The organism is Mycolicibacterium sp. XJ2546, assembly GCF_053483195.1.
Genome location: NZ_JBEFRW010000002.1, coordinates 235527 through 261450 on the forward strand (window position 1 = coordinate 235527; position 25924 = coordinate 261450).

At 64.9% G+C, this 25924-nt stretch carries 26 protein-coding genes and 1 pseudogene; 15 read left to right on the plus strand and 12 right to left on the minus strand.

The window, feature by feature from the left end; translation table 11 throughout:
* The first annotated feature begins 126 nt into the window (after window positions 1-126).
* The 9 genes from alr to groL all read left to right on the plus strand — a co-directional run bounded on the left by alr (window position 127) and on the right by groL (window position 7557).
* A complete protein-coding gene (alr, locus tag ABQE44_RS04660; RefSeq protein WP_448428523.1) occupies window positions 127-1302 on the plus strand; it encodes an alanine racemase in 1176 nt (391 codons plus the stop codon).
* Window positions 1299-2420 carry an alpha/beta fold hydrolase gene (locus ABQE44_RS04665; protein WP_448392884.1) on the plus strand — a complete coding sequence of 374 codons (1122 nt, stop codon included), beginning with the start codon at window positions 1299-1301 and terminating at the stop codon, window positions 2418-2420. Before alr ends, ABQE44_RS04665 begins: the two co-directional genes overlap by 4 nt.
* A complete protein-coding gene (tsaE, locus tag ABQE44_RS04670) occupies window positions 2413-2880 on the plus strand; it encodes a tRNA (adenosine(37)-N6)-threonylcarbamoyltransferase complex ATPase subunit type 1 TsaE (protein ID WP_448428525.1) in 468 nt (155 codons plus the stop codon). The genes ABQE44_RS04665 and tsaE overlap by 8 nt, the downstream gene beginning before the upstream one ends.
* Window positions 2877-3464, plus strand: coding sequence for a tRNA (adenosine(37)-N6)-threonylcarbamoyltransferase complex dimerization subunit type 1 TsaB (gene tsaB / locus ABQE44_RS04675; RefSeq protein ID WP_448428527.1), 588 nt, complete (start codon window positions 2877-2879; stop codon window positions 3462-3464). Before tsaE ends, tsaB begins: the two co-directional genes overlap by 4 nt.
* Window positions 3461-3913, plus strand: a complete 453-nt coding sequence (gene rimI / locus ABQE44_RS04680; protein WP_448392887.1) for a ribosomal protein S18-alanine N-acetyltransferase — start codon at window positions 3461-3463, stop codon at window positions 3911-3913. Before tsaB ends, rimI begins: the two co-directional genes overlap by 4 nt.
* Window positions 3910-4935, plus strand: coding sequence for a tRNA (adenosine(37)-N6)-threonylcarbamoyltransferase complex transferase subunit TsaD (tsaD, locus tag ABQE44_RS04685; protein ID WP_448428529.1), 1026 nt, complete (start codon window positions 3910-3912; stop codon window positions 4933-4935). Before rimI ends, tsaD begins: the two co-directional genes overlap by 4 nt.
* A complete protein-coding gene (locus ABQE44_RS04690) occupies window positions 4932-5381 on the plus strand; it encodes a nuclear transport factor 2 family protein (RefSeq protein WP_448428531.1) in 450 nt (149 codons plus the stop codon). Before tsaD ends, ABQE44_RS04690 begins: the two co-directional genes overlap by 4 nt.
* 168 nt (window positions 5382-5549) lie before the next feature.
* Window positions 5550-5852: a co-chaperone GroES gene (gene groES, locus ABQE44_RS04695; RefSeq protein ID WP_046754122.1), complete on the plus strand. Its 303-nt coding sequence runs from the start codon at window positions 5550-5552 to the stop codon at window positions 5850-5852.
* 79 nt (window positions 5853-5931) lie between these two features.
* Entirely contained in the window at window positions 5932-7557 is a 1626-nt protein-coding gene (gene groL / locus ABQE44_RS04700) for a chaperonin GroEL (protein ID WP_448392890.1), read from the plus strand.
* Between the two features lie 96 nt (window positions 7558-7653).
* Here the strand turns inward: groL and ABQE44_RS04705 are convergent, their stop codons facing one another.
* Together ABQE44_RS04705 and ABQE44_RS04710 are read right to left on the minus strand one after the other, a co-directional pair.
* Window positions 7654-8040, minus strand: a complete 387-nt coding sequence (locus tag ABQE44_RS04705; RefSeq protein ID WP_448393149.1) for a DUF4352 domain-containing protein — start codon at window positions 8038-8040, stop codon at window positions 7654-7656.
* Between the two features lie 90 nt (window positions 8041-8130).
* Window positions 8131-8232: pseudogene (locus tag ABQE44_RS04710) on the minus strand (DUF2510 domain-containing protein); the annotation flags it as partial.
* Between the two features lie 564 nt (window positions 8233-8796).
* On the opposite strand from ABQE44_RS04710, the gene ABQE44_RS04715 reads away from it, so the two are divergent.
* Entirely contained in the window at window positions 8797-9165 is a 369-nt protein-coding gene (locus tag ABQE44_RS04715; protein WP_448392891.1) for an Rv1352/Rv1906c domain-containing protein, read from the plus strand.
* Window positions 9166-9250: 85 nt separating this feature from the next.
* Here ABQE44_RS04715 and ABQE44_RS04720 read toward each other — a convergent pair whose 3' ends face one another.
* Window positions 9251-9688: a hypothetical protein gene (locus ABQE44_RS04720; RefSeq protein ID WP_448392892.1), complete on the minus strand. Its 438-nt coding sequence runs from the start codon at window positions 9686-9688 to the stop codon at window positions 9251-9253.
* Window positions 9689-10131: 443 nt separating this feature from the next.
* Between ABQE44_RS04720 and ABQE44_RS04725 the strand changes: the two genes are divergently transcribed.
* A complete protein-coding gene (locus tag ABQE44_RS04725) occupies window positions 10132-11187 on the plus strand; it encodes a 3-deoxy-7-phosphoheptulonate synthase (protein WP_448392893.1) in 1056 nt (351 codons plus the stop codon).
* Between the two features lie 41 nt (window positions 11188-11228).
* On the opposite strand, the gene ABQE44_RS04730 is transcribed toward ABQE44_RS04725, so the two are convergent.
* On the minus strand, window positions 11229-12437 hold the full coding sequence (locus ABQE44_RS04730) for a cytochrome P450 (RefSeq protein WP_448392894.1): 1209 nt from the start codon (window positions 12435-12437) through the stop codon (window positions 11229-11231).
* 202 nt (window positions 12438-12639) lie between these two features.
* Between ABQE44_RS04730 and ABQE44_RS04735 the strand changes: the two genes are divergently transcribed.
* The gene (locus ABQE44_RS04735; protein WP_448392895.1) at window positions 12640-12831 is read left to right on the plus strand and encodes a ferredoxin; all 192 of its coding nucleotides are present in this window, start codon (window positions 12640-12642) and stop codon (window positions 12829-12831) included.
* A 21-nt stretch (window positions 12832-12852) separates the two neighbouring features.
* Here the strand turns inward: ABQE44_RS04735 and ABQE44_RS04740 are convergent, their stop codons facing one another.
* From ABQE44_RS04740 to ABQE44_RS04750, 3 genes are read right to left on the minus strand one after another with little or no spacing between them, the layout of a single operon-like run.
* Entirely contained in the window at window positions 12853-14112 is a 1260-nt protein-coding gene (locus ABQE44_RS04740) for a CaiB/BaiF CoA transferase family protein (protein ID WP_448428533.1), read from the minus strand.
* Window positions 13994-15253 carry a CaiB/BaiF CoA transferase family protein gene (locus ABQE44_RS04745; RefSeq protein WP_448392897.1) on the minus strand — a complete coding sequence of 420 codons (1260 nt, stop codon included), beginning with the start codon at window positions 15251-15253 and terminating at the stop codon, window positions 13994-13996. The genes ABQE44_RS04740 and ABQE44_RS04745 overlap by 119 nt, the downstream gene beginning before the upstream one ends.
* A complete protein-coding gene (locus tag ABQE44_RS04750; RefSeq protein ID WP_448428535.1) occupies window positions 15250-16500 on the minus strand; it encodes a cytochrome P450 in 1251 nt (416 codons plus the stop codon). The genes ABQE44_RS04745 and ABQE44_RS04750 overlap by 4 nt, the downstream gene beginning before the upstream one ends.
* A gap of 417 nt (window positions 16501-16917) precedes the next feature.
* Here ABQE44_RS04750 and ABQE44_RS04755 point away from each other — a divergent pair, with 417 nt between their 5' ends.
* Genes ABQE44_RS04755 through ABQE44_RS04765 form a run of 3 tightly spaced genes read left to right on the plus strand, consistent with a single transcriptional unit; the run spans window position 16918 to window position 21958 of the window.
* Entirely contained in the window at window positions 16918-18252 is a 1335-nt protein-coding gene (locus tag ABQE44_RS04755; protein ID WP_448392899.1) for a protoporphyrinogen/coproporphyrinogen oxidase, read from the plus strand.
* Window positions 18252-19592, plus strand: a complete 1341-nt coding sequence (locus ABQE44_RS04760; RefSeq protein WP_448428537.1) for a protoporphyrinogen/coproporphyrinogen oxidase — start codon at window positions 18252-18254, stop codon at window positions 19590-19592. The genes ABQE44_RS04755 and ABQE44_RS04760 overlap by 1 nt, the downstream gene beginning before the upstream one ends.
* Complete coding sequence (locus ABQE44_RS04765; RefSeq protein WP_448428539.1) at window positions 19538-21958, plus strand: thiamine pyrophosphate-binding protein; 2421 nt, start codon at window positions 19538-19540, stop codon at window positions 21956-21958. Before ABQE44_RS04760 ends, ABQE44_RS04765 begins: the two co-directional genes overlap by 55 nt.
* Window positions 21959-21972: 14 nt before the next feature.
* Here ABQE44_RS04765 and ABQE44_RS04770 read toward each other — a convergent pair whose 3' ends face one another.
* From ABQE44_RS04770 to ABQE44_RS04790, 5 genes are all read right to left on the minus strand, one after another.
* The gene (locus ABQE44_RS04770; protein WP_448428541.1) at window positions 21973-23298 is read right to left on the minus strand and encodes a phosphotransferase family protein; all 1326 of its coding nucleotides are present in this window, start codon (window positions 23296-23298) and stop codon (window positions 21973-21975) included.
* The gene (locus ABQE44_RS04775; RefSeq protein WP_448392903.1) at window positions 23295-24296 is read right to left on the minus strand and encodes a DUF7064 domain-containing protein; all 1002 of its coding nucleotides are present in this window, start codon (window positions 24294-24296) and stop codon (window positions 23295-23297) included. The genes ABQE44_RS04770 and ABQE44_RS04775 overlap by 4 nt, the downstream gene beginning before the upstream one ends.
* A 151-nt stretch (window positions 24297-24447) precedes the next feature.
* Window positions 24448-24972, minus strand: coding sequence for a hypothetical protein (locus ABQE44_RS04780; protein WP_448393133.1), 525 nt, complete (start codon window positions 24970-24972; stop codon window positions 24448-24450).
* A gap of 72 nt (window positions 24973-25044) precedes the next feature.
* Window positions 25045-25443, minus strand: coding sequence for a hypothetical protein (locus ABQE44_RS04785; RefSeq protein ID WP_448392904.1), 399 nt, complete (start codon window positions 25441-25443; stop codon window positions 25045-25047).
* A gap of 8 nt (window positions 25444-25451) precedes the next feature.
* Window positions 25452-25907, minus strand: a complete 456-nt coding sequence (locus tag ABQE44_RS04790; RefSeq protein ID WP_448392905.1) for a spore germination YkwD domain-containing protein — start codon at window positions 25905-25907, stop codon at window positions 25452-25454.
* Window positions 25908-25924 lie beyond the last annotated feature (17 nt).

The window sequence follows — 25924 nt, forward strand, 5'->3', positions numbered from 1 at the left end:
GACGTCCCCAGCGACATCCTGGCGGTCACTGTGCTGGAAAACACTCAGCTCGAGGCGCGGGCGAACGCGTAGGCGGTCGCGCGCGGCGATCCAGACCACCCGTCTGGGACAATCGGCCGTAGTGACATGAGCATGCACACGACCGAGCTGACGACATCCGCCGCCGCGCCCGCCCAGGCGGTGGTGGATCTCGACGCCATCGCCCACAACGTGCGGCTGCTGCGCGAGCTGGCAGGATCCGCGCAGGTGATGGTCGTCGTGAAGGCGGACGGATACGGTCACGGCGCCGCCCAGGTCGCCCGGACCGCCTTGGCCGCAGGTGCTACCGAACTGGGTGTCGCCACCGTCGGCGAGGCGGTGGCGTTGCGGCGCGACGGGGTCACCGCGCCCGTGCTGGCGTGGCTGCACCCGCCCGGCACGGACTTCGCGCCCGCGCTGAACGCCGGCGTCGAGATCGGGCTGTCGTCGGTGCGCCAACTCGACGAGCTGCTCGACGCGGTCGAACGCACCGGAGCCGCCGCGACGGTCACCGTGAAGGTCGACACCGGGCTGAGCCGCAACGGCTGCAGCCCGTCGGACTATCCCGCGCTGCTGACCGCGTTGAAGCGCGCACACGTCGACGGCGCGGTGCGGCTACGCGGCCTGATGTCGCATCTGGTGCACGGCGACTGCCCCGAGCATCCCCTCAACGCCCAGCAGGGTGAACGTCTGACCGACATGCTGCGGTACGCGCGCGAGCAGGGTGTGGCGTTCGAGATCGCGCATCTAAGCAACTCGCCTGCCGCGATCACGCGCCCGGACCTGGCGTTCGACCTCGTCCGCCCGGGCATCGCCGTCTACGGGCAGACCCCGATCCCCGAACGCGGCGACATGGGCCTGCACCCCGCGATGACGCTGAAATGCCCTGTGACGCTTGTTCGATCGATACGCGCCGGGGACGGGGTCTCCTACGGGCACACCTGGATCGCCGAGCGCGACACCACGGTTGGGTTGATCCCGATCGGGTATGCGGACGGGGTGTTTCGAGTGTTGAGTGGGCGCATCGACGTGCTGATCAACGGTCGGCTGCGACCCAACGTGGGCCGGATCTGCATGGACCAGTTCGTGGTCGATCTGGGCCCCGACACGGATGTGGCCGAAGGCGACGACGCGATTCTGTTCGGGCCAGGCACACATGGCGAGCCCACCGCGCAGAACTGGGCGGATCTGCTGGGCACCATCAACTACGAGGTGGTCACCAGCCCGCGCGGCCGTGTCGTCAGGACTTACCGCGGAACCCAACAGGCAGGCACGAACCGTTGACGGACAACGAAATCGAGCCACCAGACGACCGTGGTGCGGGTGGCCGCTGGTTGGCGGGCGGGGCCGGGCTGACCGCAGTCGGCACGGCTGCGGGGTTCTCGGTCGCCCGTTCGCTGCGCCGCCGGCTCAGTGTCGATGACCCGTACGCATACGAAGACTTCACCCTGCTCGACGCCGACCGCGGCTATGTGGTCACCACACCCGACGGTGTGTCGCTCGCCGTGCGCGAGGTTGGCCCCAAAGACGCGTTTCTCACCGTCGTATTCGCGCACGGGTTCTGTCTGCGCATGGGCGCCTTCCACTTTCAGCGGGCCCGGCTCACCGAGCAGTGGGGCGATCAGGTGCGCATGGTGTTCTACGACCAGCGTGGCCACGGCCGGTCCGAGGAGTCCGCGCCCCAGGAGTACACGGTCGAGCAACTGGGCCGTGACCTGGAGGCCGTGCTCGCGGTGATGGCACCGCAGGGCCCGGTAGTGCTGGTCGGACACTCGATGGGCGGGATGACCGTGCTGTCCCACGCCCGCCAGTACCCGCAGCGCTATCCGACACGCATCGTCGGCGCCGCGCTGATCTCCTCTGCGGCCGAAGGTGTCTCGCGATCACCGCTCGGCGAGATCCTGAAGAACCCGGCGCTGGAGGCGGTGCGCTTCGCCGTGCGCTACGCGCCCAAGGCCGTGCACCGCACCCGCGGCGTCGCCAAGTCGGTGATCGCGCCGATCCTGCGCGCGGCATCCTACGGTGACGAGGAGGTCAGCCCCAGCGTCGTGGCGTTCTCCGAGCAGATGATGCACGACACGCCGATAGCGACCGTGGTGGAGTTCCTGCATGCCCTCGAGGTGCACGACGAATCCGAGGGGCTGGCCACCCTGGCGAAAGTGCCCACGTTGATCGCCTGCGGTGACCGCGATCTGCTCACGCCGAAGGAGTACTCCGAAGACATGGCGGCCGCGCTGCCCAAGTCCGAGTTGGTGATCGTGCCCGGCGCAGGGCATCTGGTGCAACTCGAACAGGCCGACATCATCGACGACGCGCTGGTGCGGATGGTCGAACGGGCCACTCCCTCCAAGCTCGTCGCGCTTACCCGCCGCGTCGTCGAACGGGTCCGCAACCGTGACTGAACGTGCCCCCGGCACAGCGGAATTACCCACTGCCGAAGACACCGCCGCACTGGGCGCACGGCTGGGCGCGCAGCTGCGCGCAGGGGACGTGGTGGTGTTGTCGGGACCGCTGGGTGCGGGGAAAACGGTGTTGGCCAAGGGAATCGCAGAGGCGATGGACGTCGATGGTCCGGTCATCTCACCGACGTTCGTGCTCGCGCGCGTGCATCGTGCCCGAAAACCCGAGGCACCGGCGATGATTCACGTCGACCTGTACCGGCTGCTAGATCAGCCTTCGGTCGACCTGCTGGCCGAGCTGGACTCGCTGGATCTGGACACCGACCTCGAGGACGCCGTCGTGGTCGTCGAATGGGGTGAACGGCTTGCCGAGCGGCTCTCCGACAGCTACCTCGACGTGCGGCTGGAACGCGGCTCGGACAGCGAAGTGCGCACCGCGGTATGGGACTGGAGCGCACCATGAGCCTTATGGTGCTGGCCATCGACACCGCCACCCCGGCCGTCACCGCGGGCGTGGTGCGCCTCGATACGGCGGCGCATGTGTTGGCGCAGCGGGTGACCGTCGACGCCCGCGCACATGCCGAACAACTGACCCCCAACGTGGTGGCAGCGCTGGCCGACGCACAGGTCACCTTCGATGAGCTGAACGCCGTCGTCGTGGGCTGCGGCCCCGGGCCATTTACCGGGCTGCGGGTCGGGATGGCCACCGCGGCGGCGTTCGGGCATGCGCTGGGGGTGCCCGTGCACGGTGTCTGCAGCCTGGACGCCATAGGCGTCCAAACCACCGGTGAGGTGCTGGTGGTCACCGACGCCCGCCGTCGCGAGGTGTACTGGGCGCGTTACCGCGACGGCGTACGCATCGACGGGCCGGCGGTCAACGCCCCCGCCGATGTGCCCGGCGCGGCCGACATCCTGGCCGGACCCGCGCTGTATCCGACGCCGGCGGGGCTGGTGCGAGCCGTCGCGGACTGGTCGGCCGAACCGGCCCCGCTGATCCCGCTCTACCTGCGACGCCCCGACGCCAAACCGTCGGCAGCGCCCCGATGAACGTCGAATACGGCAAGCTGACCCCCCGCGACGCGGCCCGGTGCGCGGAGCTGGAGGCGCAGCTGTTCGACGGTGACGACCCCTGGCCGACGCGGGCGTTTCTGGCCGAGCTGGCGGCCAAGCACATCCACTATGTCGCGGCGCGCGCGCAGGACAAGCTCGTCGGCTATGCCGGCATCGCGCGGCTCGGCCGAAAACGACCCTACGAGTACGAGATCCACACCGTCGGCGTTGACCCCGCCTACCAGGGGCAGGGCATCGGCAGGGAGCTGGTCGCGCGGCTGCTCGAAATTGCATCGGACGCAATGGTTTTCCTTGAAGTTCGCACCGACAACGAGGCCGCCATCAAACTGTACGAGAGCTTGGGGTTCGTCATCGTCGGCGTGCGCAGGCGCTACTACCGCGTCAGCGGCGCCGATGCCTATACGATGAGACGAGATCCCTCATGACTGTCATCCTGGCCATCGAAAGCTCCTGCGACGAAACCGGAGTCGGCATCGCACAACTCGATGCCGACGGCACGGTGGCGTTGCTCGCCGACGAGGTGGCCTCCAGCGTCGACGAACATGCCCGGTTCGGCGGCGTCGTCCCCGAGATCGCCAGCCGGGCGCACCTGGAGGCGCTGGGCCCGACGATGCGCCGCGCGCTGGAGGCGGCCAACGTCACCAAACCCGACGTCGTCGCGGCCACCATCGGCCCCGGTCTCGCCGGTGCGCTGCTGGTGGGAGTGGCTGCGGCCAAGGCCTATTCGGCATCGTGGCAGGTGCCGTTCTACGCGGTCAACCATCTGGGTGGGCACCTGGCCGCAGACGTCTACGACCACGGCCCGCTTCCCGAGTGCGTGGGTCTGCTGGTGTCGGGCGGGCATACCAACCTGCTGCACGTGCGGTCGCTGGGTGAGCCGATCGTCGAGCTGGGCAGCACCGTCGACGACGCCGCGGGGGAGGCCTACGACAAGGTGGCGCGGCTGCTCGGGCTCGGCTATCCGGGCGGCAGGGTGCTCGACGACCTGTCCCGCACCGGCGACCGCGACGCGGTCGTCTTCCCGCGCGGCATGACCGGCCCGCGCGACGATCCCTACGCGTTCAGCTTCTCCGGGCTCAAGACCGCGGTGGCCCGCTATGTCGAAAGCCATCCCGACGCCGCGCAGGCCGACGTGGCGGCGGGTTTCCAGGAGGCCGTCGCCGATGTGCTGACCCGCAAAGCCGTGCGCGCCGCGACCGCGCTCGGGGTCAAGACGCTGCTGATCGCCGGTGGGGTGGCGGCCAATTCGCGGTTGCGCGAGCTGGCCGAGGAACGCTGCGCGGCCGCCGGGCTGACGTTGCGCATACCGCGGCCGCGGCTGTGCACCGACAACGGCGCGATGATCGCGTCCTTCGCTGCGCACCTGATCGCCGCCGGTGCGACGGCGTCGCCGCTGGATGTGGCCAGCGACCCGGGCCTTCCGGTGCTGCAGGGACAGGTCGCGTGAGCACGGACGACAAGCTCGCCGTCACCGAGCTGCTGTACCGCTATGCCGAGCTGATCGACGCCGGCGACTTCGAGGGGGTCGGGCGGCTGCTGGGCAGGGGACGGTTCATGGGGGTGGCCGGCGAGGAGGACATCGCCGGTCTCTTCGCCGCCACGACCCGTCGCTTTCCGGAGCACACCAACACCCCACGCACCCGGCACCTGGTGCTCAACCCCATCGTGGAGGTGGACGGTGACACCGCGCAGGCCCGCTCGACGTTCTGCGTTGTACAGGCCACCGACACCATTGCGCTGCAGCCGATCGTCGTGGGCCGCTACCGAGACAGCTTCGCCCGGGACCGCTCCGGCTGGTATTTCACCGACCGCCACGTCGACATCGAGTTGCTCGGTGACGTGTCCGATCACCTGCTGCCAGGAATTAGGCAGAGGGGTGACCTTGAGTGCTAGCACTCTCATGTATAGAGTGCTAGGTGGCAGGCGGCCAACCCCCTGTGCCGGCACCCGCGACGACGGCTCCTGGGCACGGACGCTATGCCGAACACCTGGTAACACTGGAATCTCTAGATCCGGGGCCTGGCCCCGGATCTACTACCCGAACCACTGGAGGGCTCCATCGTGGCGAGCGTGAACATCAAGCCACTCGAGGACAAGATCCTCGTACAGGCCAACGAGGCCGAGACCACGACCGCTTCCGGTCTGGTCATTCCCGACACCGCCAAGGAGAAGCCGCAGGAAGGCACCGTCGTCGCAGTCGGCCCTGGCCGCTGGGATGAGGACGGCGAAAAGCGGATCCCGCTGGACGTGTCGGAGGGCGACACCGTCATCTACAGCAAGTACGGCGGCACCGAGATCAAGTACAACGGCGAGGAGTACCTGATCCTGTCGGCCCGCGACGTGCTGGCTGTCGTCAACAAGTAAGCGCCCGTGTACCGCCCCGGAAATCCCCGTTCCAACGGGTGATCTCCGGGGCGGCATGCGTAACTAGGGAAAGACATCCATGAGCAAGCAGATTGAGTACAACGAAACTGCGCGCCGCGCACTGGAAGCGGGCGTAGACAAGCTCGCCGACGCAGTTCGCGTGACCCTCGGGCCGCGTGGCCGACACGTCGTGCTGGCCAAGGCGTTCGGCGGACCGCAGATCACCAACGACGGCGTGACGATCGCGCGCGAAATCGACCTCGAGGATCCGTTCGAAAACCTCGGCGCGCAGCTGGTGAAGTCCGTCGCAACCAAGACCAACGACGTCACCGGCGACGGCACCACCACCGCGACGGTGCTCGCCCAGTCCCTCGTCAAGGGCGGGCTGCGCAACGTCGCCGCCGGCGCCAACCCGATCGCGCTGGGCCAGGGCATCGCCAAGGCCGCCGACGCGGTCTCTGAAGCGCTGCTGACGTCGGCCACACCGGTGTCCGACAAGCAGGGCATCGCCCAGGTTGCCACCGTCTCGTCACGCGATGATGAGATCGGTGAGATGGTCGGTGAGGCGATGACCAAGGTGGGCCACGACGGCGTCGTCACCGTCGAGGAGTCCTCGACGCTGAACACCGAACTCGAGATCACCGAGGGTGTCGGCTTCGACAAGGGCTTCCTGTCCGCATACTTCATCACCGACTTCGACGCCCAGCAGGCGGTGCTCGAGGACGCGCTGGTGCTGCTGCACCGCGAGAAGATCAGCTCGCTGCCCGACCTGCTGCCGCTGCTGGAAAAGGTCGCCGAAGCCGGTAAGCCGCTGCTGATCATCGCCGAAGACGTTGAGGGCGAAGCGCTTTCAACGTTAGTGGTGAACTCCATCCGTAAGACGCTGAAGGCCGTCGCGGTCAAGGCGCCGTTCTTCGGTGACCGCCGCAAGGCGTTCCTCGAGGACCTCGCGATCGTCACCGGAGGGCAGGTCGTCAACCCCGACGTGGGCCTGGTGCTCCGTGAGGCCGGCCTCGACGTGCTGGGCACCGCGCGGCGCGTCGTCGTCGACAAGGACAGCACCGTCATCGTCGACGGCGGCGGCACCAAGGACGCCATCGATGGGCGCGCCCAGCAGTTGCGCGCCGAGATCGAGGCCAGCGACTCGGACTGGGACCGCGAGAAGCTCGAAGAGCGGCTGGCCAAGCTGGCCGGCGGGGTGGCCGTCATCAAGGTCGGCGCGGCCACCGAGACGGCGCTCAAGGAGCGCAAGGAAAGCGTCGAGGACGCGATCGCGGCGGCCAAGGCTGCGGTCGAGGAAGGCATCATCGCCGGTGGCGGGGCAGCGCTGGTGCGTGCCCGCGCAGCCACCGACAAGCTGCGCGAAAGCCTCTCCGGCGACGAGCGGCTGGGTGTCGACCTGTTCGCCGCGGCGCTGTCAGCACCGCTGCACTGGATCGCCACCAACGCCGGGCTCGACGGTTCGGTGGTGGTGAGCAAGGTCCTGGAACTTCCTGAGGGACAGGGCTTCAACGCCGCGACGCTGAGCTACGGCGACCTGGCGGCCGCCGGCATCGTCGACCCGGTCAAGGTGACCCGTTCGGCGCTGATGAACGCGGCCTCGGTCGCGCGGATGGTGCTCACCACCGAGACCGCGGTTGTTGACAAGCCCGAGGAGCCCGAGGACGACGGCCACGGCCACGGTCACCACGGCCACGCGCACTAGGCACGGAGACGAGGCACCCCCGGTCCGCTTGGGCCGGGGGTGTTTTCGGTTTCGGCGAGCATGCCGCCCAGGATGATGTGAGTCAATCTTTGTTGCTCAAGGCGATGGTGGGTCATCCCCGAGAGTCGGTTCCAGGATGAGGTCGGCTCCGAGCGAAAGCCAAGAATCGTGAACTTCGAGGTGGTGGATAGTAACTTCGCCATTGCGGCATGTGAGCGAGTCGATGATCCCTTGCCCAGGCTGGATATCACTTACGGTTTCGCCATCACAGTCGAATTCCCGGCCTCCGGCGTCGACAGCCTTCTGATTGTCGCCGGCGTATGACCACGAACGGTCTCCGATGTTCACAACCCGCAGCTTTCCAGCGTGTCCGTTCCAGGAAAGCAGGGTGAACTCCAGCTTGCCGTCCCGTACGGGCGGCAGGTGCAGCTCGTCGATCGGCTCGCTGTCTTTACCGCCTAGTGCGGAAAAGACGATCACCAACCCTACGACTGCAGCGACGCTGCCAGCGACCCACTTGACCACAGCATCGGAATTGGATCGACCAACGCCCTGAGTCGCTGATGTTGGCGCGCCTGCCCTGCGTACGGTCCATTTTGTGCCGTCCCAGTAGATGGATTGGCCGGGATTTGAGGGGTCTGGATACCAACCAGGCGGGGGTGACGGCGTGCTCATGACTGCAGGACAGTAGCAAACGACTCGCTGTCGGTTGGCGCCACCGTGGTTCGCCGTCGAGGATGTTGAATCGGTGGCCTCGAGCCTGGGTCAACTCTTGGTTCACGAAAAATCACGGGCACAAAGACTGGCCCATTCCGCTCTGCGCCAATGAGTTTGGCTGCAGCCGCGGCAGCCCGTGTCTCGCCCAACCACTCTGTAGGTGGTGGCGTCCGTTGTTGGCTGAACTGGATGACCGGTACGGGCGCCGTTTCGGTAGTAGTGGCACATCGTAAACTCCCGAGACGGCGGTGGTGGAGAAGCCGGAGGAAGATAGACGACGGCCACGGCCACGGTCCCCACGTCCACGCGCACTAGTTCGTAGTTCGGCGAAACACCCCCGTCGTCGCGGCCGGGGGTGTTTTCGGTTTCGGCGAGCATGGGCCGGGTCTGGTGGTGGGTGGAACGGACTGATGTGGCCCGCGCCGCGCTCGTCGCGGTCGCGAAATCTGCACCACCCAACGGTCGAAGGCATACGCTGCACATCAAGGCACATCAAGTCTTCGGGCAACGAAACGAGGAACGATGCCCTTGAAGTGTTGGTCTCAAGCAGCCGCCGCGGTGTTCGTCTCGGCGGCCGCAATCGCGTATGTCTCACCGGCGGCGGCCGCGCCGCTGGATCCCATCCCGGGAAACGGGTTTTTTCTGGTCGGGCCCGACATCGCGCCAGGCCTCTACCATTCGGACGGAACGGCCTCGGTGTTCGGCGTCTGGATCAACGACGTGCCGACACAGGACTCGATGTGTGTCTGGTTCACTTACAGCACACCCGATGCGAACAAGGACAACGTCCTCGCGACGAACATCTCCATGGGTCCGATGTATGCGAACATCAACTCGACCGTCAAGGCCTTCGAGTCGCTCAATTGTCAACCCTGGACGCGGGTCCGCTGACCGAACCCACTGCAGCAGAGGGTAATAGGCGGTAACGAATCACCCCCGGTCCGACAGGGAACCGGGGGTGTCTTCGAGCGCGGAACTAGTTGCCGCCCCTCAGCAAGCCGTGGACGGCGAACCTCACCAACCCGTTGGCGGCCGACAATGTGGACTGCGTGGCTGGCACCGTCGCCTGAACGGCGTCGTTGAGCGACCCGACGCCGCTCTGCAGACCCTTGTTGTTTTGGTCGACGATGCTCTGCAAGCCCTTGTTGTTCTGGTCGACGACGCTCTGCAGGCCCTCGTTGTTGATTTCCGTGATGCCCTGCAGGCCCTTGTTGTTCTGGTCGACGATGTTCTGCACGGCGCCGTTCGTGCCGCCGACGACGTTCTGCACCGCGTCGTTGGCGCCGTCGACGACCGAGCCGAGAAGGCCTCCGAGACCGCCATCGGCGAACGCGACACCTGCGGGCCCGCCGACCATCAGGCCGCCGGCCACTAGCCCCACCCCGAGCGCCTTTACCGCCTTGTGCTTAGCCATGTTCCTCCCTTGACCTCCTGTGTGAGGCTGGCTCAGGACCGAACCAGCCATTTGCCAATGATAGCTTCCAGCAAGCAAAGATCAATATGTCCCCAAGTACTGAAGAACTATTAATGCCGGTACATGCGATATTGATCCACATGGTCACATATCACAGCAAATTGAACATGCAAGTTAAATATTTACTGGGCCGTAAGTGGACCGTTAGCTGCGTACCGGGCCGATTTGGCCAGTTCGGGGACGCCGGTATAGCCTGGGTCGCGTGATCAGCGTGTGTGCCGGCTATTGGCGCTTTATCAAGGCTCCGGGTGGGGCCGATAGAGCGCAGCACTAAGCACGCGTCCACCCGGAGCCCAGGCAGTGACCATCAGGTCGCTGCCTTTCGTCGTTAAGAGGGCGCCGGAGATTCACCCAGGTGCCCAGTCAAGAAAGGCACTACCGAGATGAACCTGGCGCAGACCGCCACCCCGCCTGCCACGTCTGACCGGCGCGTCCGCAGTTTCAGCGAGATCCCCAGCCCGCACGATGTGCTCACCGAGTTCCCGCTCGGTGCCCGGCGTGCGGAGCGGGTGGCCCGCGACCGCGACGAGGTGGCCGATATCGTGGCAGGCCGGGACGACCGGTTGCTGGTCGTGGTTGGCCCGTGTTCGGTGCACGACCCGGTCGCGGCACTCGACTACGCCAGCCGGCTGGCCAAGGTGGCCGGGGAACTACGCGATCAGCTCAAGATCGTGATGCGGGTGTACTTCGAGAAGCCGCGCACCACGATCGGCTGGAAGGGTCTGATCAACGATCCCGGGATGGACGGCACCTTCGACGTGGCCCGCGGTCTGCGCATCGCGCGCCAACTGCTGCTCGAGGTCATCGACATCGGGCTTCCGGTGGGATGCGAGTTCCTCGAGCCGACCAGCCCGCAGTACATCGCCGACGCGGTCGCGTGGGGCGCGATCGGTGCCCGCACCACCGAATCGCAGGTGCACCGCCAGCTGGCGTCGGGGCTGTCGATGCCCGTCGGGTTCAAAAACGGCACCGACGGCAACATCCAGGTCGCGGTCGACGGCGTGAAAGCCGCTGCGGCCCAACATGTTTTCTTCGGTATGGACGACACCGGCCGCGGCGCCCTGGTGAACACCGCAGGCAACGACGACTGCCACGTGATCCTGCGCGGCGGCACCGGCGGGCCCAACTACGACGCCGAGTCGGTGAGCGCCACCGCCGCCAAGCTCACCGCGGCGGGTCTACCCGGTCGGGTAGTGGTCGACTGCAGCCACGCCAACTCCGGTAAGGACCACGTCCGCCAGGCCGCCGTCGCCGCCGAGGTCGCACAGTTGGTCCGCGACGGGGTGCCGGTCAGCGGCGTGATGCTGGAGAGCTTCCTGGTCGGTGGCGCCCAAGCCGCCGAGGCCCGTCCGCTGACCTACGGGCAGTCGGTCACCGACAAGTGCATGGATTGGCCGACAACCGAGTTGGCGTTGCGCGAGCTGGCCAACCGCGGCTAGGACGCGCGGCTCGGCGTACTCAACGTGGTGGGCTGCCGACTTCAGTTCGCTTCCGAACCCGCGTACCGATCGAATCTCACACGCAACCGTTCGGGACCGTTGGCGATTCCCGCCGCCCATCGGACATCGGCGGGATCGACAAGGCGCATGTTCGTAAGCCGCTTGAACAGTTCGTCGAACGCGATCGCGATCTGGATCCGGGCAAAGTGCGCACCCAGACAGCGGTGAATGCCCAAGCCGAACCCCATGTTGCCGGGCCGGCGGACGTCGAATTCCAGGCGGTCGGCGTTCTCGAACTGGTCCTCATCCCGGTTGGCCGAGTCGTATCGGATCAGAACCTGCTCACCGGCGGCGAGATGGGTGCCAGCCACTTCGACGTCTTTGGTGATGCGACGTCCAAGACACCCAACCGGAGATGAGTGCCGGATGAACTCGTCCAGATCTTGGCGGACCCAGCGTGGATCGCGCAACCGCTGTTCGAGGTCGGGTTCATTGGCGACATGCCAGGCGATCGATCCCAGGGCGCCGCGGGTGGTGTCCAGGCCACCGAGGAACAACACGGTCATCACGCCCAACCGCTCGTCTTCGGTCAATGGCCGATGGTCGGGGCCGATTGTGCCGGTGGTCACCGCGTTGAGAACATCGTCACGGTCGACGGGATTGTCTTCTCGTTCGGCGAGATACTGGCCAGCCAGTACCGCGAGCTCGAAGAACGCTTCATCGGTGGCCTCGGCGGCCACCCGAATCACGATGGATGCCGCCTGCGCCATCTTGGCCGGGTCTTGTTCGTTGAACGCAATTTTGGCCAGGGCGTTACCGACAAACGGCGCGGCGTAGTCCTCGATGAAGTCGAACTCACCCTTGTCGATGAAGCCGTCGATCAGCGCCTGCGCCTCGCGTCGTAGTTCGGGCTCGTACCGCAGCAGGTACGTCCGGGTGAACAGGGGATTCAACAACCGCCGCAGTTCGGTCTGGAAGGGCGGATCGGCATCCAGCGGATTCAGCGGCACCGGCGAGGCGCCACGTGGATTCACACCTGTGGACGAGAAGGTTTCGGTATCCTCCAGCACCCTGCGTGCGTCCTGGTACCGGGTGACCACGTACTGACCTCCGCCGTCGGCCGACGTGTGAAACACCGGGCATTTACGTCGCGCGTAGGCGAAGACGTCCCACTTGACGGCCTCGTGGTCCGGAGCCCACATGTCGTAGTGGTCGAGGATGTCTTCTGGCGCTGGGGGCGTGGTGGTCAAATGTCCGCTCCTGATATCGATCCGACCGTACCAGCGTAAACGATCAACGTTGGATTTTACAAGGTGAAAGCGGATTCGGTTGGGCGTTTCCATGCCGAAATATCCCTTTAGACAAAACCGAACGACGTTTGCTAATCTGCGTTTCCATGCCGGTTCGTCGGTCGGACGCGGTTGAACAGGTTGTTGAGATGGAGGTGCGGCCGTGAAGGTGACGATCGACGATCAACGGTGCCAGGGACACGCCCGGTGCGTGACGATCTGCCCGGACGTCTTCGGCATGGACGACGACGGCAAGGGCCGGGTCCTAGAATCCGTTGTCCCAGAGCACCTTAGGGACGAAGTCGATGAGGCGGTACTGGCCTGCCCCGAATCTGCCATCACAACGGAGGGCTGAGCGCGTCAGCCGCTGTGGCGGTCAGGAGTCGGCCTGCTCGACCACGCCTTGTCGTTCGAGCTCGTCGATGCGGCTGTCGCGGACCCCGAAGCGGCGCAGCACCGCTCTGGTGTCCTGGCCGATGGCTGCCACCCGTTGACGAACCGGAGGTGCGAAGCCCGACAAGCGAGGCGCGGGAGCTGGCTCAAGCAGGTTACCGTTACGGTACACAGTTTTTCGGCTTTGCAGGTGGGGATCATCCGCAAGCTCGTCCAGTCGCAGGACGGCGCTACCGCACCCGTCGACGACAGAAAACTCCTTTGTCCACTCAGCACGTGTTCGCGCGGCGAAACAGGAGGCGAATATGTCGCGAAGATCATCCCAGTTCGCTCGATCCGATCGGTCGGGCAGTTCGTTGATGTCCAGACCCAGAGTGGAAACCATCTGAGCGTAGAAGCGGTCTTCGATGGCTCCGACGGCGAACCATCCTCCATCGGAGCAACGGTACGCAGCGTAGTGCGGTGCCCGGCCGCTGAGCAACGATGTGCCCGGCCCGTGCCAAAGGCCTGCGCTGAATTCGGCGAGCTGCGCCGACAACAGCGCAGCGGCTCCGTCGACCATCGCCGCGTCGACGATTTGGCCTCGCCCCGTCGCCTGCCGCTCGATGAGCGCCAGGGTGATACCCAGGACGGTCGACATGGATCCAGAAGCGAAGTCTCCGAGTAGATTTAGTGGTATGGCGGGTCCGTTCTGTTCGTCACCCAGCGTGCCGAGAAGACCCGCCGACGCCAGGTAGTTGATGTCGTGGCCCGCCGACTGTGATAGGGGCCCGTTTTGCCCGTAGCCGGTCAGTCGGGCGTAGACGAGCCTGGAACTGATGGCCATCAACTCGTTGGGGCCCAACCCACGCCGTTCCATCACCCCGGGTCGGAAGCCTTCCAGGAAGACATCGGCTTGAGTTGTCATGTGCCGGATCAACTGCGCGCCGTCCGGCCTTCTGATGTCGACGACGATCGACTGCTTGCCTCGAGAGAAGAACTGGGACGGATCGAAGTTATCGCGGGGCCCGGGCCGGCTGATGCTGACGACCTCCGCGCCAAAGTCGGCGAGCATCATCGAGCAGAACGGGCCGGGGCCGAGTGCACTGACGTCCAGCACGGTGATTCCCGCCAGCGGACCGACGTTAGGGTGATGCGACGTCACAGTGGGGGGCTCCTGATGATTCGGTTGTAGCGGATTGGACGTCGTTGTGCTGCAGTCTATTGATGATCTCGGCTGTGTGCTGGCCGAGCCGCGGCGCACCGCGACGCACTCGTCCCGGTGTGGAGCTGAGTTTCGGCACCACTCCCGGCATCGCCACGGGCTCGCCGTTTAGTCCGGGCTCGGGCAGATGGATGATCATTTCGCGTGCGGCATAGTGCGGGTCTGCGGCGATGTCGTCAGCTTTGTAGATAGGACCGGCTGGCACGCCGGCTTCGGCAAGTTGCGCCAATGCCGTTGCGGCGTCGAGGTGGGCGCTCCACATCGCGATAGCGGTATCGAGTTCCGTCTGCGCGGCGCCGCGGCCGGTGTGGGTGAGATAGGGGGAATCCTCTGCCAACCAGTCATCGTGGCCGATCAGTGTGGCAAGCCGTCGGAATACCGAATCTTGGTTTGCGCCAATGATGATCCACTGGCCGTCGCGGGAAGGATAGACATTCGACGGTGCCACGCCCGGCAGGAGGGCGCCGGTCGGTTGGCGGATCTTGCCGAGCTTCTGGTACTCGGCGAGGGTGGATTCCATGTACATCCACATCGCCTCGTACAGTGCGACGTCGATTACCTGGCCGCGGCCCAGTCCTCCGGGACGGTCGCGCGCCCACAGCGCCATCAGCGCACCAGTGAAGCCCTGGGTGGCGGCCAGCGCGTCACCGATCGAGATGCCGACTCGCACGGGTGGTCGGTCCGGTTCGCCAGAGAGATGCCGAAAGCCACTCATCGCCTCGGCGACCGATCCGAAGCCGGCCCGGTCGCGGTAGGGCCCGGTCTGGCCGAATCCGGTGATTCGAACCATGATGAGCCGGGAGTTTTCACGGTGCAATTTCTCGAATCCCAGTTCCCAGCGCTCCATCGTGCCCGGCCGGAAGTTCTCGACGACCACATCGGCGGTGCGGGCAAGTTCACGGAACGTCGATTGCCCCGTCGCCGTGCGGAGGTCGAGTTCGACGGACTTCTTGCCACGCCCGATGATCGACCAGTACAGCCCGACCCCCTTGTACAAGCCGCCCCATGTCCGCATGGGGTCGCCAACGCCGGGTGGTTCGATCTTGATAACCTCGGCGCCGTGGTCGGCGAACAGATGCCCGCAGAACGGTCCGCCGATGATGTGTCCGACTTCCAGGACGCGTAAGCCCTTGAGTGCGCCGCTGTTCGGCTGATCAGCGGCAACGGGTTCGGCTGTCACGTCGCCACCCTGTCGAGGGGGTAGGGCAGATCGTCCGCAAGCACCCCGCCCATCAGCTTGGGGCCGGGGGTAAACGTTGCCGGCATGGCGATGTAGCCATTCACCAGCGGAACGGTGGGGTAGGCGACCACCTTGTCACGTCGGATTCGATAGTCGGGCAGGCGGCGCAGGACCTCGCGCAGTAGCAGGGTCATCTCCTGTACCGCGACATATGTCCCGATGCAGCGGTGCATGCCTGAACCAAACGAGAGATGGCGGTTGCGTTGCCGATCCAGGTGGACCTCGGCGGGGTCGTCGAACACCTCCGGGTCGGCATTGGCCGAACCCAACGCCAGCAGGACGCGGTCTCCGGGTTCGAGGTCCACGTCATGAACCGTCACGGGGTTGGCGACAGTACGGGCCACACCGGTGCTCGGACTGGTATACCGGATCAACTCGTCGACGGCAGCCGGGACGCGGCTGAGGTCCTCGCGCAGCCATTCCCACTTGTCTCGATGCTCATCGAAGAAGAGGAAACTATTGGCAATCAGCGCGGTGGTCGTGTCGATGCCGCCGTTGAGCAGCATAAAGATCATCTCGACGGCGATGTCCTCGCTGATCGGTTCACCGTCCTCCTGGCCGTCGAGGAGTTGCTCGATCACGCTGTCGTCACCGCGCCGCTGCGACTGCCGATCACGCACGATCGCACGGATGTCGTCCAGCATTTCCCCGACCGCACTGGCCGAGCCCTTCTCACGGTATGCCGCCTTGTGCAGCGTCGTCGCGTAGAACTCCCAGTTCGTCAGCGGTAGACCCAGGTAATCGACCGTGATCAGGGCGGGAGTCGGATTCGCGAGGTCGTCGACGAAATCGATTGACCCTCTCTCGATCACGCGGTCCACACACCATGACACCAGCGCCTGCATGCGCGGCGCGTAGTCGTTGACCGCCTTCTTGCTGAACCGGCCGGCGATGATCTTGCGTAACGTCTGGGACCGGGGCGGATCCATCTCCATCATGCCCATTCGAACGGGGTTCGTCGGAATGGTTACCCCGCCGGGAATGGTCTCACCGGTACCGACATCAAGGCCGCGGCCACAGCGAAAGTTCTGCGGATCGTGCAGAATCTGCTGGACGGAACTGTAGTCGGTCGCGATGTAGAAGCCCCCGAATTCGTCGCTATGTGCGACAGGGCATTTCGCGCGCATCTCGGCATACTGCTCACGCCAGTGGGTGGCGAACTCGGGAGAGTGGTGGTTGAACTGCATCGCGACGACTCCTCAACGTGGATATGGGGCGGGGAGCCCGCAAAACACAATATCTAACACTGTTTGGAACATCAAGATACCTCAGCCGTCTTGGCCCGCCATTCGGTGTTGCAGCTTCTGAGTGGAACGTTCATAGGGCAGCCAGGTTGGCGGCCCATTACACGGCATTCACCACATCAGGGCGGATTTTCCGAATGGGCATCGACGACGGCCGCACTAACCGTATAGTGTTGGATTAAATTGGATCTCGGAAAGGTCGGTGTACCCAAACATGTTCCACCGGATTCGGTATGACCCGGATCTACGCGGCAGCCCGGTCGTTGAGGCACCGTGTGAGTTGTCGGCGGCATTCGCCGCGCGGACAACGCGCAGGGCGCAGGTGGAGCGGCACACCGACCGGACCGCAGTGAGTTCTTGATGGGTGTACGTCCGCAGGTCGCAGTCATCGGCGCCGGTGTCGGCGGAATCGCGTGCGCGTACCGGTTGAACCGCGCTGGATTTCAGACCACGGTGTTCGAAAAGTCCAATGCCGTGGGCGGGCGGACACGCACGGTCTGGCGCAACGGCTTCGGATTCGACACCGGAGCCGGTGCGTTGCCGTCGACCAGCCGTGAAGTCCGGTCGCTGCTGCAGAGCTTGAACGTCGAGGACGAGATCGAAAAGCGCGGGGCGACCATCGGTGTGTACCGGCAGGGAAGCATCGAGCGGATCCGGCGCCGGCAGCCGCGGAGTCTGTTGCGGTTCGGCGCGCTCAGCACATCCTCCAAAGTGTCGTTGTGGCGGTTCGGCGTGGATCTGGCGAGAATGTATCGGGCGATCAACCCGATAGATCTGTCCACCGCCGCACCGTTCGACACCCAGACGGTGCGCGACTACGCCGAGTCACGGTTCTCCGGGGAGGTCTTCGACTATCTTCTTGCGCCGCTTACCCGGGCGCTGTTCTTGGTGGAGCCGGAGCGGACATCGGTCGTGGATCTGTTCGCCGCCGCGAAAGCACTCCTGGTGGGAAACAGCCTATGGACCCATCGGGACGGTGTTGCATTCTTCGCCGAGCGTGCCGCACGCGGGTTGAATGTGCACCTGGAGACCGAAGTCGACGGGGTTGTCGAGGACGATCAGGGCGTGCAGGTGAGTTGGCGGGCCGGCGGTAGCGAACACCGGCGGTGTTTCGACGCCGCGGTCCTTGCCATTCCAGCACCCGACGTCGTGCGGATACACAGCGCGCTTGATTGCGACCGTCGTACCTATCTCGAGGCGTTGGACTACTCGTCGTCGATTGTGGTCAACGTCGGCGTCGGGCGCGCACCGGCCGAAGAGTCCTCGATGGTTTTGGTGCCCCGGTCCGCCCAACCGGACCTGCCCGTCGTCGCGCTCGGTCACAATCTCGCGCCAGGACGTGTGCCGCGCAACGCCGGTATTCTCACCGCTTTCTGGACGAGTGAGTGGTCCCGGCGGCACTGGGGTGACGACGACGCGTCCATTGTCGCCGCCACCCGACAGGCGGTGAACGACCTCTTCCCGGGCTGGTGCGAGGATGTGCGGGAATCGTGTGTTTCGAGATGGTCGCAGGCTTTGGTCGCGAGCCGGCCGGGGACCTACGCCGACCTGCGTGCATTCGCGGAGCGCAGCCGACGCGATCGCCGCATTCAGTTGGCGGGCGATTACCACGCGCAGACGAGTATCAATGCCAGTGTCGGCGCGGGGCAGCGAGCTGCTGGCGAGCTGGTGCGAATACTACGGAAAGAGCACTGATGTCTGGCAACGCACGACCGAGGGCGGTCGTCATCGGATCCGGCATATCCGGATTGGCCGCAGGGTTTCGCCTACACCGCGAGGGGTTTGCGGTCACAGTCTTGGAACGAGAACCGACAGTCGGCGGCAAGATGAGCAGTATCCGCCGAAGCGGATTCACGATCAATCGAGCGGCCAATATCCTGCCGTCGTCGTATGCGGCGATCAGGGGCCTGATCCGCGAACTCAACCTGTCGGCAGAGATCGACGACGTCCAAGGCCTGCTCGCAATCCCCAGAGGGGGCTGGCTGCATCGCATCCGGTCTACCGGTGCTGCCATGGTGGCCGATGGTCTCCGTACGGATCTACTGTCCGTACGAAGCAAGCTCACCGCACGAAACCTGGTGATCGACGGCCTACGGATGAAGAAGTACCTCAGCTACGAAAACCTGGGTGCCGCAGCGCGCTTCGACATCGAGACGGCCGCACAATACTGTGAACGCCGACTGACCCCGGAACTCGAAGAGTTTCTGGTCAACCCGATGCTGAGGGCCCTGTACTGCGCCGAATCACACGAGCTCTCCGTCGTCGACTTTTTCTTTGCCGCGGTGAACTTCGTCGGTTCGGGATTCATGAATTACCAGGGGGGCATCGGATTCGTCGTCGATGCGATTGCCGGTCGACTCGATGTCGTCACGGATGCCGAAGCCGTCAACGTCACCGAGCGTGACACCGATGTCGTCGTGACGTACGCGGTCGACGGGGTCGAGTCCACCATCGTGGCGGATGCCTGTGTGATCGCCACCCCGGCCACCGAAGTGCCGAAATTGTTTCCTCAGCTCAATGCCGGTCAACAGGACATTCTGCGCGACCGTCTGGAGTACGGGACGGCCTACGCCGCGCACTTCGCGTTGTCGCGTAAGCCGGACGAAGAAGCGATGGTGATACCGGTGCCCGCGTCGCTGGATCACGGCCTATGCGTAGTTGTCCTGCCGCACAACTACAGTCGATGCGCAGCGCCGCACGACAAGGGAATCGTCAGCACCTATTGGTTGGGTAGCTGGTGCAAGGAGCGCGGTGACATCGCAGACGACGCGTTGGCCGCGCAGATGCTCCAGTCCGTCGAAAAGGTGTTGCCAGGGGTGTCCCGCGATGTGGAGTTCAGCCACATCGAGCGGTGGCAACCCGCCGTCATCCGCAGCTACCCCGGTATGTACTCCTACGTTCAGGACCTCGTCGACCTGATCGATCATCGGTCTCGGGTCCAGCTGGCAGGGGACTATATGAGCGCATCGAGCACCAACGGATGTGCGGCCTCGGCGGAACTCGCCGCACAGCGGGTGATCCGGGCGGTTCGGTGAGCACCACCGCAGTTCCCTCCATTTGCCTCGGCTCCCATCCCCCCGATGCCGACGTGCTGTCGGAAATCGAGCGGCGGGTGCTCTGGTTGTCGACGGCGATGGTCCATCACGCCAACCGGGTTCGGCACAATTCGTCCGGTTTGAAGGTCGGTGGCCATCAGGCTTCCTCGGCATCGATGGTGTCGATCATGACGACGCTCTGGTTCGGTCAACTACGGCCGGAAGACCGGGTTTCGGTGAAGCCGCACGCATCCCCGGTCCTGCATGCGATCAACTATCTCATCGGTGAGCTCGATGAAGTGCATCTGACCACGCTTCGCGAATTCGGTGGCCTACAGAGTTATCCCAGCCGGGCCAAAGACCCGGACCCGGTTGACTATTCGACCGGCTCGGTCGGAATCGGGGCGACAGCTCCGATCTGGGGTGCGATCGCGCGGCGTTACGTTCATTTCAGGTTCGGCGACGCCGCCGGGATCGTCCGAGACGACCGGTCGGCGGGTGCGACGCTGGGCCGACAGTACTCCCTGGTCGGTGATGCCGAGCTGGACGAGGGGGCGGTATGGGAGGCGATTCTCGATCCTGCCGTAGCCGAGTTGGGCGAGCTGGTCTGGATCGTGGATATGAACCGGCAGTCGCTGGACCGTGTCGTTCCACTGATAGCCGCAGAGCGGTTGGCGCGGATGTTCGGCGCCGCCGGCTGGCAGGTGATCACCTGCAAGTTCGGCAGGTTGCTGGAATCGCTGTTCACCCGTCGCGGGGGAGCAGCGTTGCGGGACCGAATACTGACCATGCCCAATGCCGAGTATCAACGGCTGCTGCGACATGACCCCGACCAGCTGCGGGACGTGCTGCCGGGGAAAGGGCGCGACAGCGCCGAGATCAGGCGGCTGATTGCCGATCTCGACGACGTAACCCTGTCGGCGGCGGTCAGGGATCTGGGCGGCCACGACCTGGATCGGTTGCGCGAGGCGTTCGCGCAGATCGACGACACCCGCCCGACAGTGATTCTCGCCTACACCATCAAGGGATATGGTCTGCCGACACAGGGACATCCGCAGAATCATTCGTCACTGTTGTCAGTGGCCCAATACGAGGAACTCGCCGACGCCCTGGCGATGGATCCGGACCATCCGTGGCGGCGATTCGACGACAAGACCCCCGCGGGACGGCTGTGTGCCGCGACGCGGAAGCGGTTGCAACGTCCGCAGATTTCGGATCCAACACCCCCGCCGGTCCCTGGTGACTTCGGGCGCACACCGTCCGGGGTGACCACAACGCAAGCCGCGTTCGGTCGCGCTCTGCTGGATCTCACCCGGGAGGCGCCCGACGTCGCCGGGCGGGTCGTCACCGTGAGCCCCGATGTGAGCTCGACAACCAATCTCGCCGGCTGGGTGAACAAGGTGGGCGTGTGGTCGCTGATTGAGCGCCGTAATTGGTTCGACGACGACGGCGAAACTCTCCTACACTGGCGCGAGAAGCCGACCGGGCAGCACATCGAACTCGGGATCGCTGAGACAAATCTCGTGGGCCTGATCGGTGAACTGGGCGCGACCTGGAGCCGTTGGGGCCAGACCCTGTATCCGATTGGTGTGCTCTACGATCCGTTTGTCGAACGTGCTTTGGAGCCGTGGTCCTTCAGCATTTATGCCAGCGGGCAGTCGATACTTGTCGGGACGCCGTCAGGCGTGACGTTGGCTGCCGAAGGTGGCGCACACCAGTCGATCAAGACCCCGTCGGTCGGGCTCGAACAGCCTGGATGTATCAGCTACGAGCCGGCATTTGCCGTCGATACCGAATGGATCTTGTTGTCCTGCTTGGCCCGCATGGGCCGGCCCGGCGGTAGTTCATCGTACTTGCGGTTGTCGACCCGCCCCGTCGATCAGACTCTGGGTGCGGTACCGACCGATCCGGCGGCGCGCGAGCGGCGCCGGCGTCAGGTCATCGCCGGGGCCTATCCGCTGCAACGGGCGACGGAGCCGGCGGTGACGCTGGTTGCGATGGGTGCGATGGTTACCGAAACCCTGACCGCGGCCGAAAGTCTCCGCCGGCAGGGCATCGGCGCCGATGTCGTCTGTGTCACCAGCCCCGGGTTGCTGTTCGAGGCAGTGCAGGCGCGTCGCGGCTTCTGCGAGGCCCCCACCTGGATTCTCGAGCAGGCATTTCCCGTAAAGCGGCGCGCGCCGATGGTCACCGTTCTGGACGGACATCCGCACACCCTGGCGTTCCTGAGCAATGTGAATCGCGTCGCGGGCGCGGCGCTGGGTGTCAGCCGCTTCGGCCAGTCCGGCGACCTCGACGATGTCTATCGCCACCATGGGATCGACGCGAACAGCATCGCGCGTGCCGCCCTCGACCTCATCTGCTGACGGTAAGCGCCGGCTTAGTTCCTGGCGAGGATCTCGCGCAACGCGACTGAAGTCTGGTGCAACAACTTGGGTGTGTAGTCCACTACGCACATCGTGACCTCGCAGTCGAGCAGGGCTCCGGAGACGATGGCAGCGCGTGCCTGCAAAAGCATCGAGTAGAGCCGCAGGCCCGCCCACAGCGTGTAGAAGTCGAGCGCAGCCTGTGACGACTGCGGTCCGCCTGCGCGATGGTAGGCCGCCATGAATTGCTCCCACGGCAGCATCTTTCGCACCCATCCCTGGATGTATCCAAGATCCTCGGCAGGATGGCCCAGGTGCGCAAGTTCCCAGTCCAACACCCCGGTGAGGTTGTCTTCGTACACCAAGAAGTTGTGAAAGCCTAGGTCACCGTGCACCAGCACACGTGGTCCTGTGACGTCGTCGATGTGACGTCGGGTCCAGTCGAGCGCAGCCGCAATTGTCGCGTTCGGCTCACTTAGCTCGGATATGATTGCTTCGAAAGTTTCGAGCTCGCTCCGCAGTTGGTCCGGGGTGAAGCTGCGCTCGACGAGGCCATCGAGGCCATCGAGACCGTCGAAAGCAGCGTCGCCCAGCCCGTGTTGACGGCCGAGTTGAACGGCGAACTGCAATGCGAGGTTCTCCGAAGCCGGCGGATCGAAGACGTCGCCTTCGATGTGACCCTCGATATGGCCCACCAGCAGGAAAGGTGCGCGGAGCGCCTCGTCAGAGGATTCCAGCAAGTACGGCTCCGGTACCTGCAGGCCGGCCGCGTGCAGCCGTCGAAGTACCTCGAATTCCGGTGTCACCGAGGTACCCACCACCGAATTGGCCCAGTCTTGCCGCAGCACAAAGCGTTCCGGCAGTGCGGCGGCCCCTTGCTGGCGCAGCAGTACGGTCTGTTTGGAACGCCCGCCGGCCAGTGGGCGCGCGTCGACGATCCTTGTCGCCTCGCCGCCGATAGAGTGTGCGCGCAGGAAACCCTCAAGGCCGTCGCGGTCGAAGCTGCGCTGGCCCCCGTCACCGGATGTAGCGACGTCGCCGCGAACTTTGGCGGCGACGGCCTCCTCAGCGTCCAGTACTGCACCGTCGGCCTCAACGGCTTCGCCGCCCGATAAGGTGTCGAGTTCGGCGAGCAACTGCAGCGGTTGCTGGGCGCCGTCATTCGGCGCCGTAAGCTGCACGGCCAGCCTCGCCAGGATCGTCAAGCAGTCCTTCGCGCGGCTCAGCGCGGCGCCATCGAGTGCGGGGATGACAGTACGTCCCAGCGTATCTGCGACATTGAGTAGGTACGCGCGCGCTGCTTGGTCGTCTATCGCGGTGATGTGACCTGGGGCCGTCATGAGTCTCTCCGGTGTGGGCTCAGCAGGTCCTCGGTGGCCCACTCGCGTCGCGACAGTCCTCTTTGCTGGGTCGCGCGGACCAGCGCGGTGACCGGTTCCGTTCCCCCGCGCGGGTTGGTCGTGATCTCGAGGTCGCAGAAGCCGGTCTTGCCGCGGTATTCGAATTCACACAGCTCGTCGATGCATGCCACACCATTGTGCAGTGTCAACGCACCACCGATTGGCGTCTGGATGTCTATCCGGATGCGTTCGCCGTCGGGCAATTCGAAGGCGGCGAGGCCGCCGCGGTGTGTCGTCGCATCCGTTTCCATGAACACCAGCAGGTCGACCGCATCCGCGTAAGTGACCACGCCATCACGGACGACGATGCCGAAGCTGCGCAACGAACCGTCAACGGCGTGCCACGAGGCCGCGTTGAAGGTGAGTTCAGGGCCGCACGTTCCAGCAATCCAACGGTGACTCAATAGGGTTGTCCAGTCGCGCTTTCCCCAGCTGTGGTCGCGATAGCACAACCCGTTGATCTGAGTCAGCCGTCCGCCGAGGCGGATATGTCCCTCGACCCGGCCGGCGGCTTCGAGGTGCCCCGGCGCGAAGTCGTCGGTGACGGTACCGCCCGCGCGAAACAGGTCGAAACGCGGTGTGTAATCAGTTGCCACGAGCTCCATTTCGCAGTCGTCCTCACGGATGGTCCAGACCGCATGGCCGTTCTCGAATCGAGCCTGATACGCATCACCGACACAAAATCCCGTGTCTGCCCGGGCACCGTCTGAGAGCGGCATGTTCACATGCTGGGTGAAGCGTTCGCCATCGCGGGTGTGGATGCCGACCCAGCTCGTGGAAATGTTCCGTCCCGGCTCGTGACCGATGCGATGAAAGCCGCCGACGCCGGCGGCCGCATCCCACCAGATCAACACGACGCTCTCCTGCCACAACGGGTCCGGCCCAACGGGGTGGGGAAGTTCATCGTTGGCAGAGAACGGCTCTGTGGGTGCAGCCATGTGTGCTCCTAAAGGTTGTTCGCGCCCCGGGTAGGGCTCACTAGCGGGTTTCCGTCGGATTGTGGTTCTGCCGTACCGACGCGACAGCAAGTGAGGTAAATGTCATCATTCCACAAAACCATACATTGTTTGGTAGTTATGTGACCATTAATCAGCTGTAACAGGGCCCGCCACCCGGCGGACTACATGATGCAGGTCCGCGCTCTATCCAGCTCAGGTCCATCCAAGCCGCCGACAGCCAGGTCTTGCTGGGCTCCATGACGAAACGAAGGGGTCCCCGCTCGCAGTAAGCTCTGCTGTCCATTGTGACAGCGCAACTGGTCCCCTCGTGGGTGATCTTCCCGTGCGGTGGCAGGGGTTTGTCGGCTCGAGTCGCAGGGAATCTGACCGCCATCGACCAGTCGTAGTGGACGGCACGGTCCCCGTTTATCCAACCGATATGCCTCACTCCGTCTGGGGCGCCGGGGATATCACCAGTGCAGCCGAAATTTCCGCGGCCCCAAATGCCGCAGTGCTGGCCTCCCGGCGCGACGAACCACACCCCTCCCGGGAGCACGTATGCCGCGGGATCCACCACATCGTAATACCTGATGTCGGGGAAAGGATCGATGACCGACTCGGCCGGCTTGGGGTCCGGGTCGGCTTGAGCCGAGGCAGGACTACTGACTGCTGCGATGGTGGCGATCAGGGCCGCCACAACACTGTAGAGACGCTTCACGGCTATTCCTATCTGAATCAGGCGGCAACACTACGAAATACGTGGCACATTGCCATAGCAGGTGGCATTGCCGATATCAAGAGTGCTCTGGCAGATGACCTTTCCTTGGTGGATGATGCGCACAGAGACCCACCGCCTGGGAGCGGCGACCGGCCGCCAATCAGCGCGCACCTGGCTGCCATTCGGCGGCGGGCCGTCGAAGGTATGCACTGGTGCGTCCACCCGCCACGGCAGCGCAACCGATCTCGCCGCTATGCGGCCCGTGCTGGTCTGGTATTCGACATTGGCGACGCCGACGCTGTCGGAGACAACCTCATAGGTGACGAAATCCTCGGCCCATGCTGCCGCTGGGCTAACCACTACCGGAACGCACACCGCGGCCAGGCAAACTGTCGCGATTCGAGACGCGGCCCTGCCCAGTGGTTTCATGGCTGCGCTCACTTCTGCACCAACACTGCGACGACAAGGAAGTATCCCGACTGGGGTTCGTAGAGTCCGCTGGTGCCGAACTCGGTATAGGCGCAGTCGGGAATCGTCTTGTATCCCTGCAGAGTCAGGCCCTTAATGGCATCTGCCTCGGCATGGCCGGCACCCTGCAGCGAATGAACGTTCTCGGCCTCGATGCCGAGCTCCGTCAGTATCGGCATCGGGTGCGGGTCGTCGGCCGGAATGTTCTCGCCGGTGTGGTCGAGGTAGTCGGAGGTCGACCTGTTGATGATCTCCGCGGCACGCTCGAGCTCGGGGCTGTAGGTCAACGGACTGCACGTGGAAGCGTTCCGCGCCTGCTCGATGACCTGTGTCACGCTGGGTGCCGTTCCGGCCCAGGCAGGTACCGGCGCGGCAGCTATCACGACAACCGCGGCCAACGCTGCGATGGTACGGGCCCTGTGCACGGGCGCCTCCTTTGTGA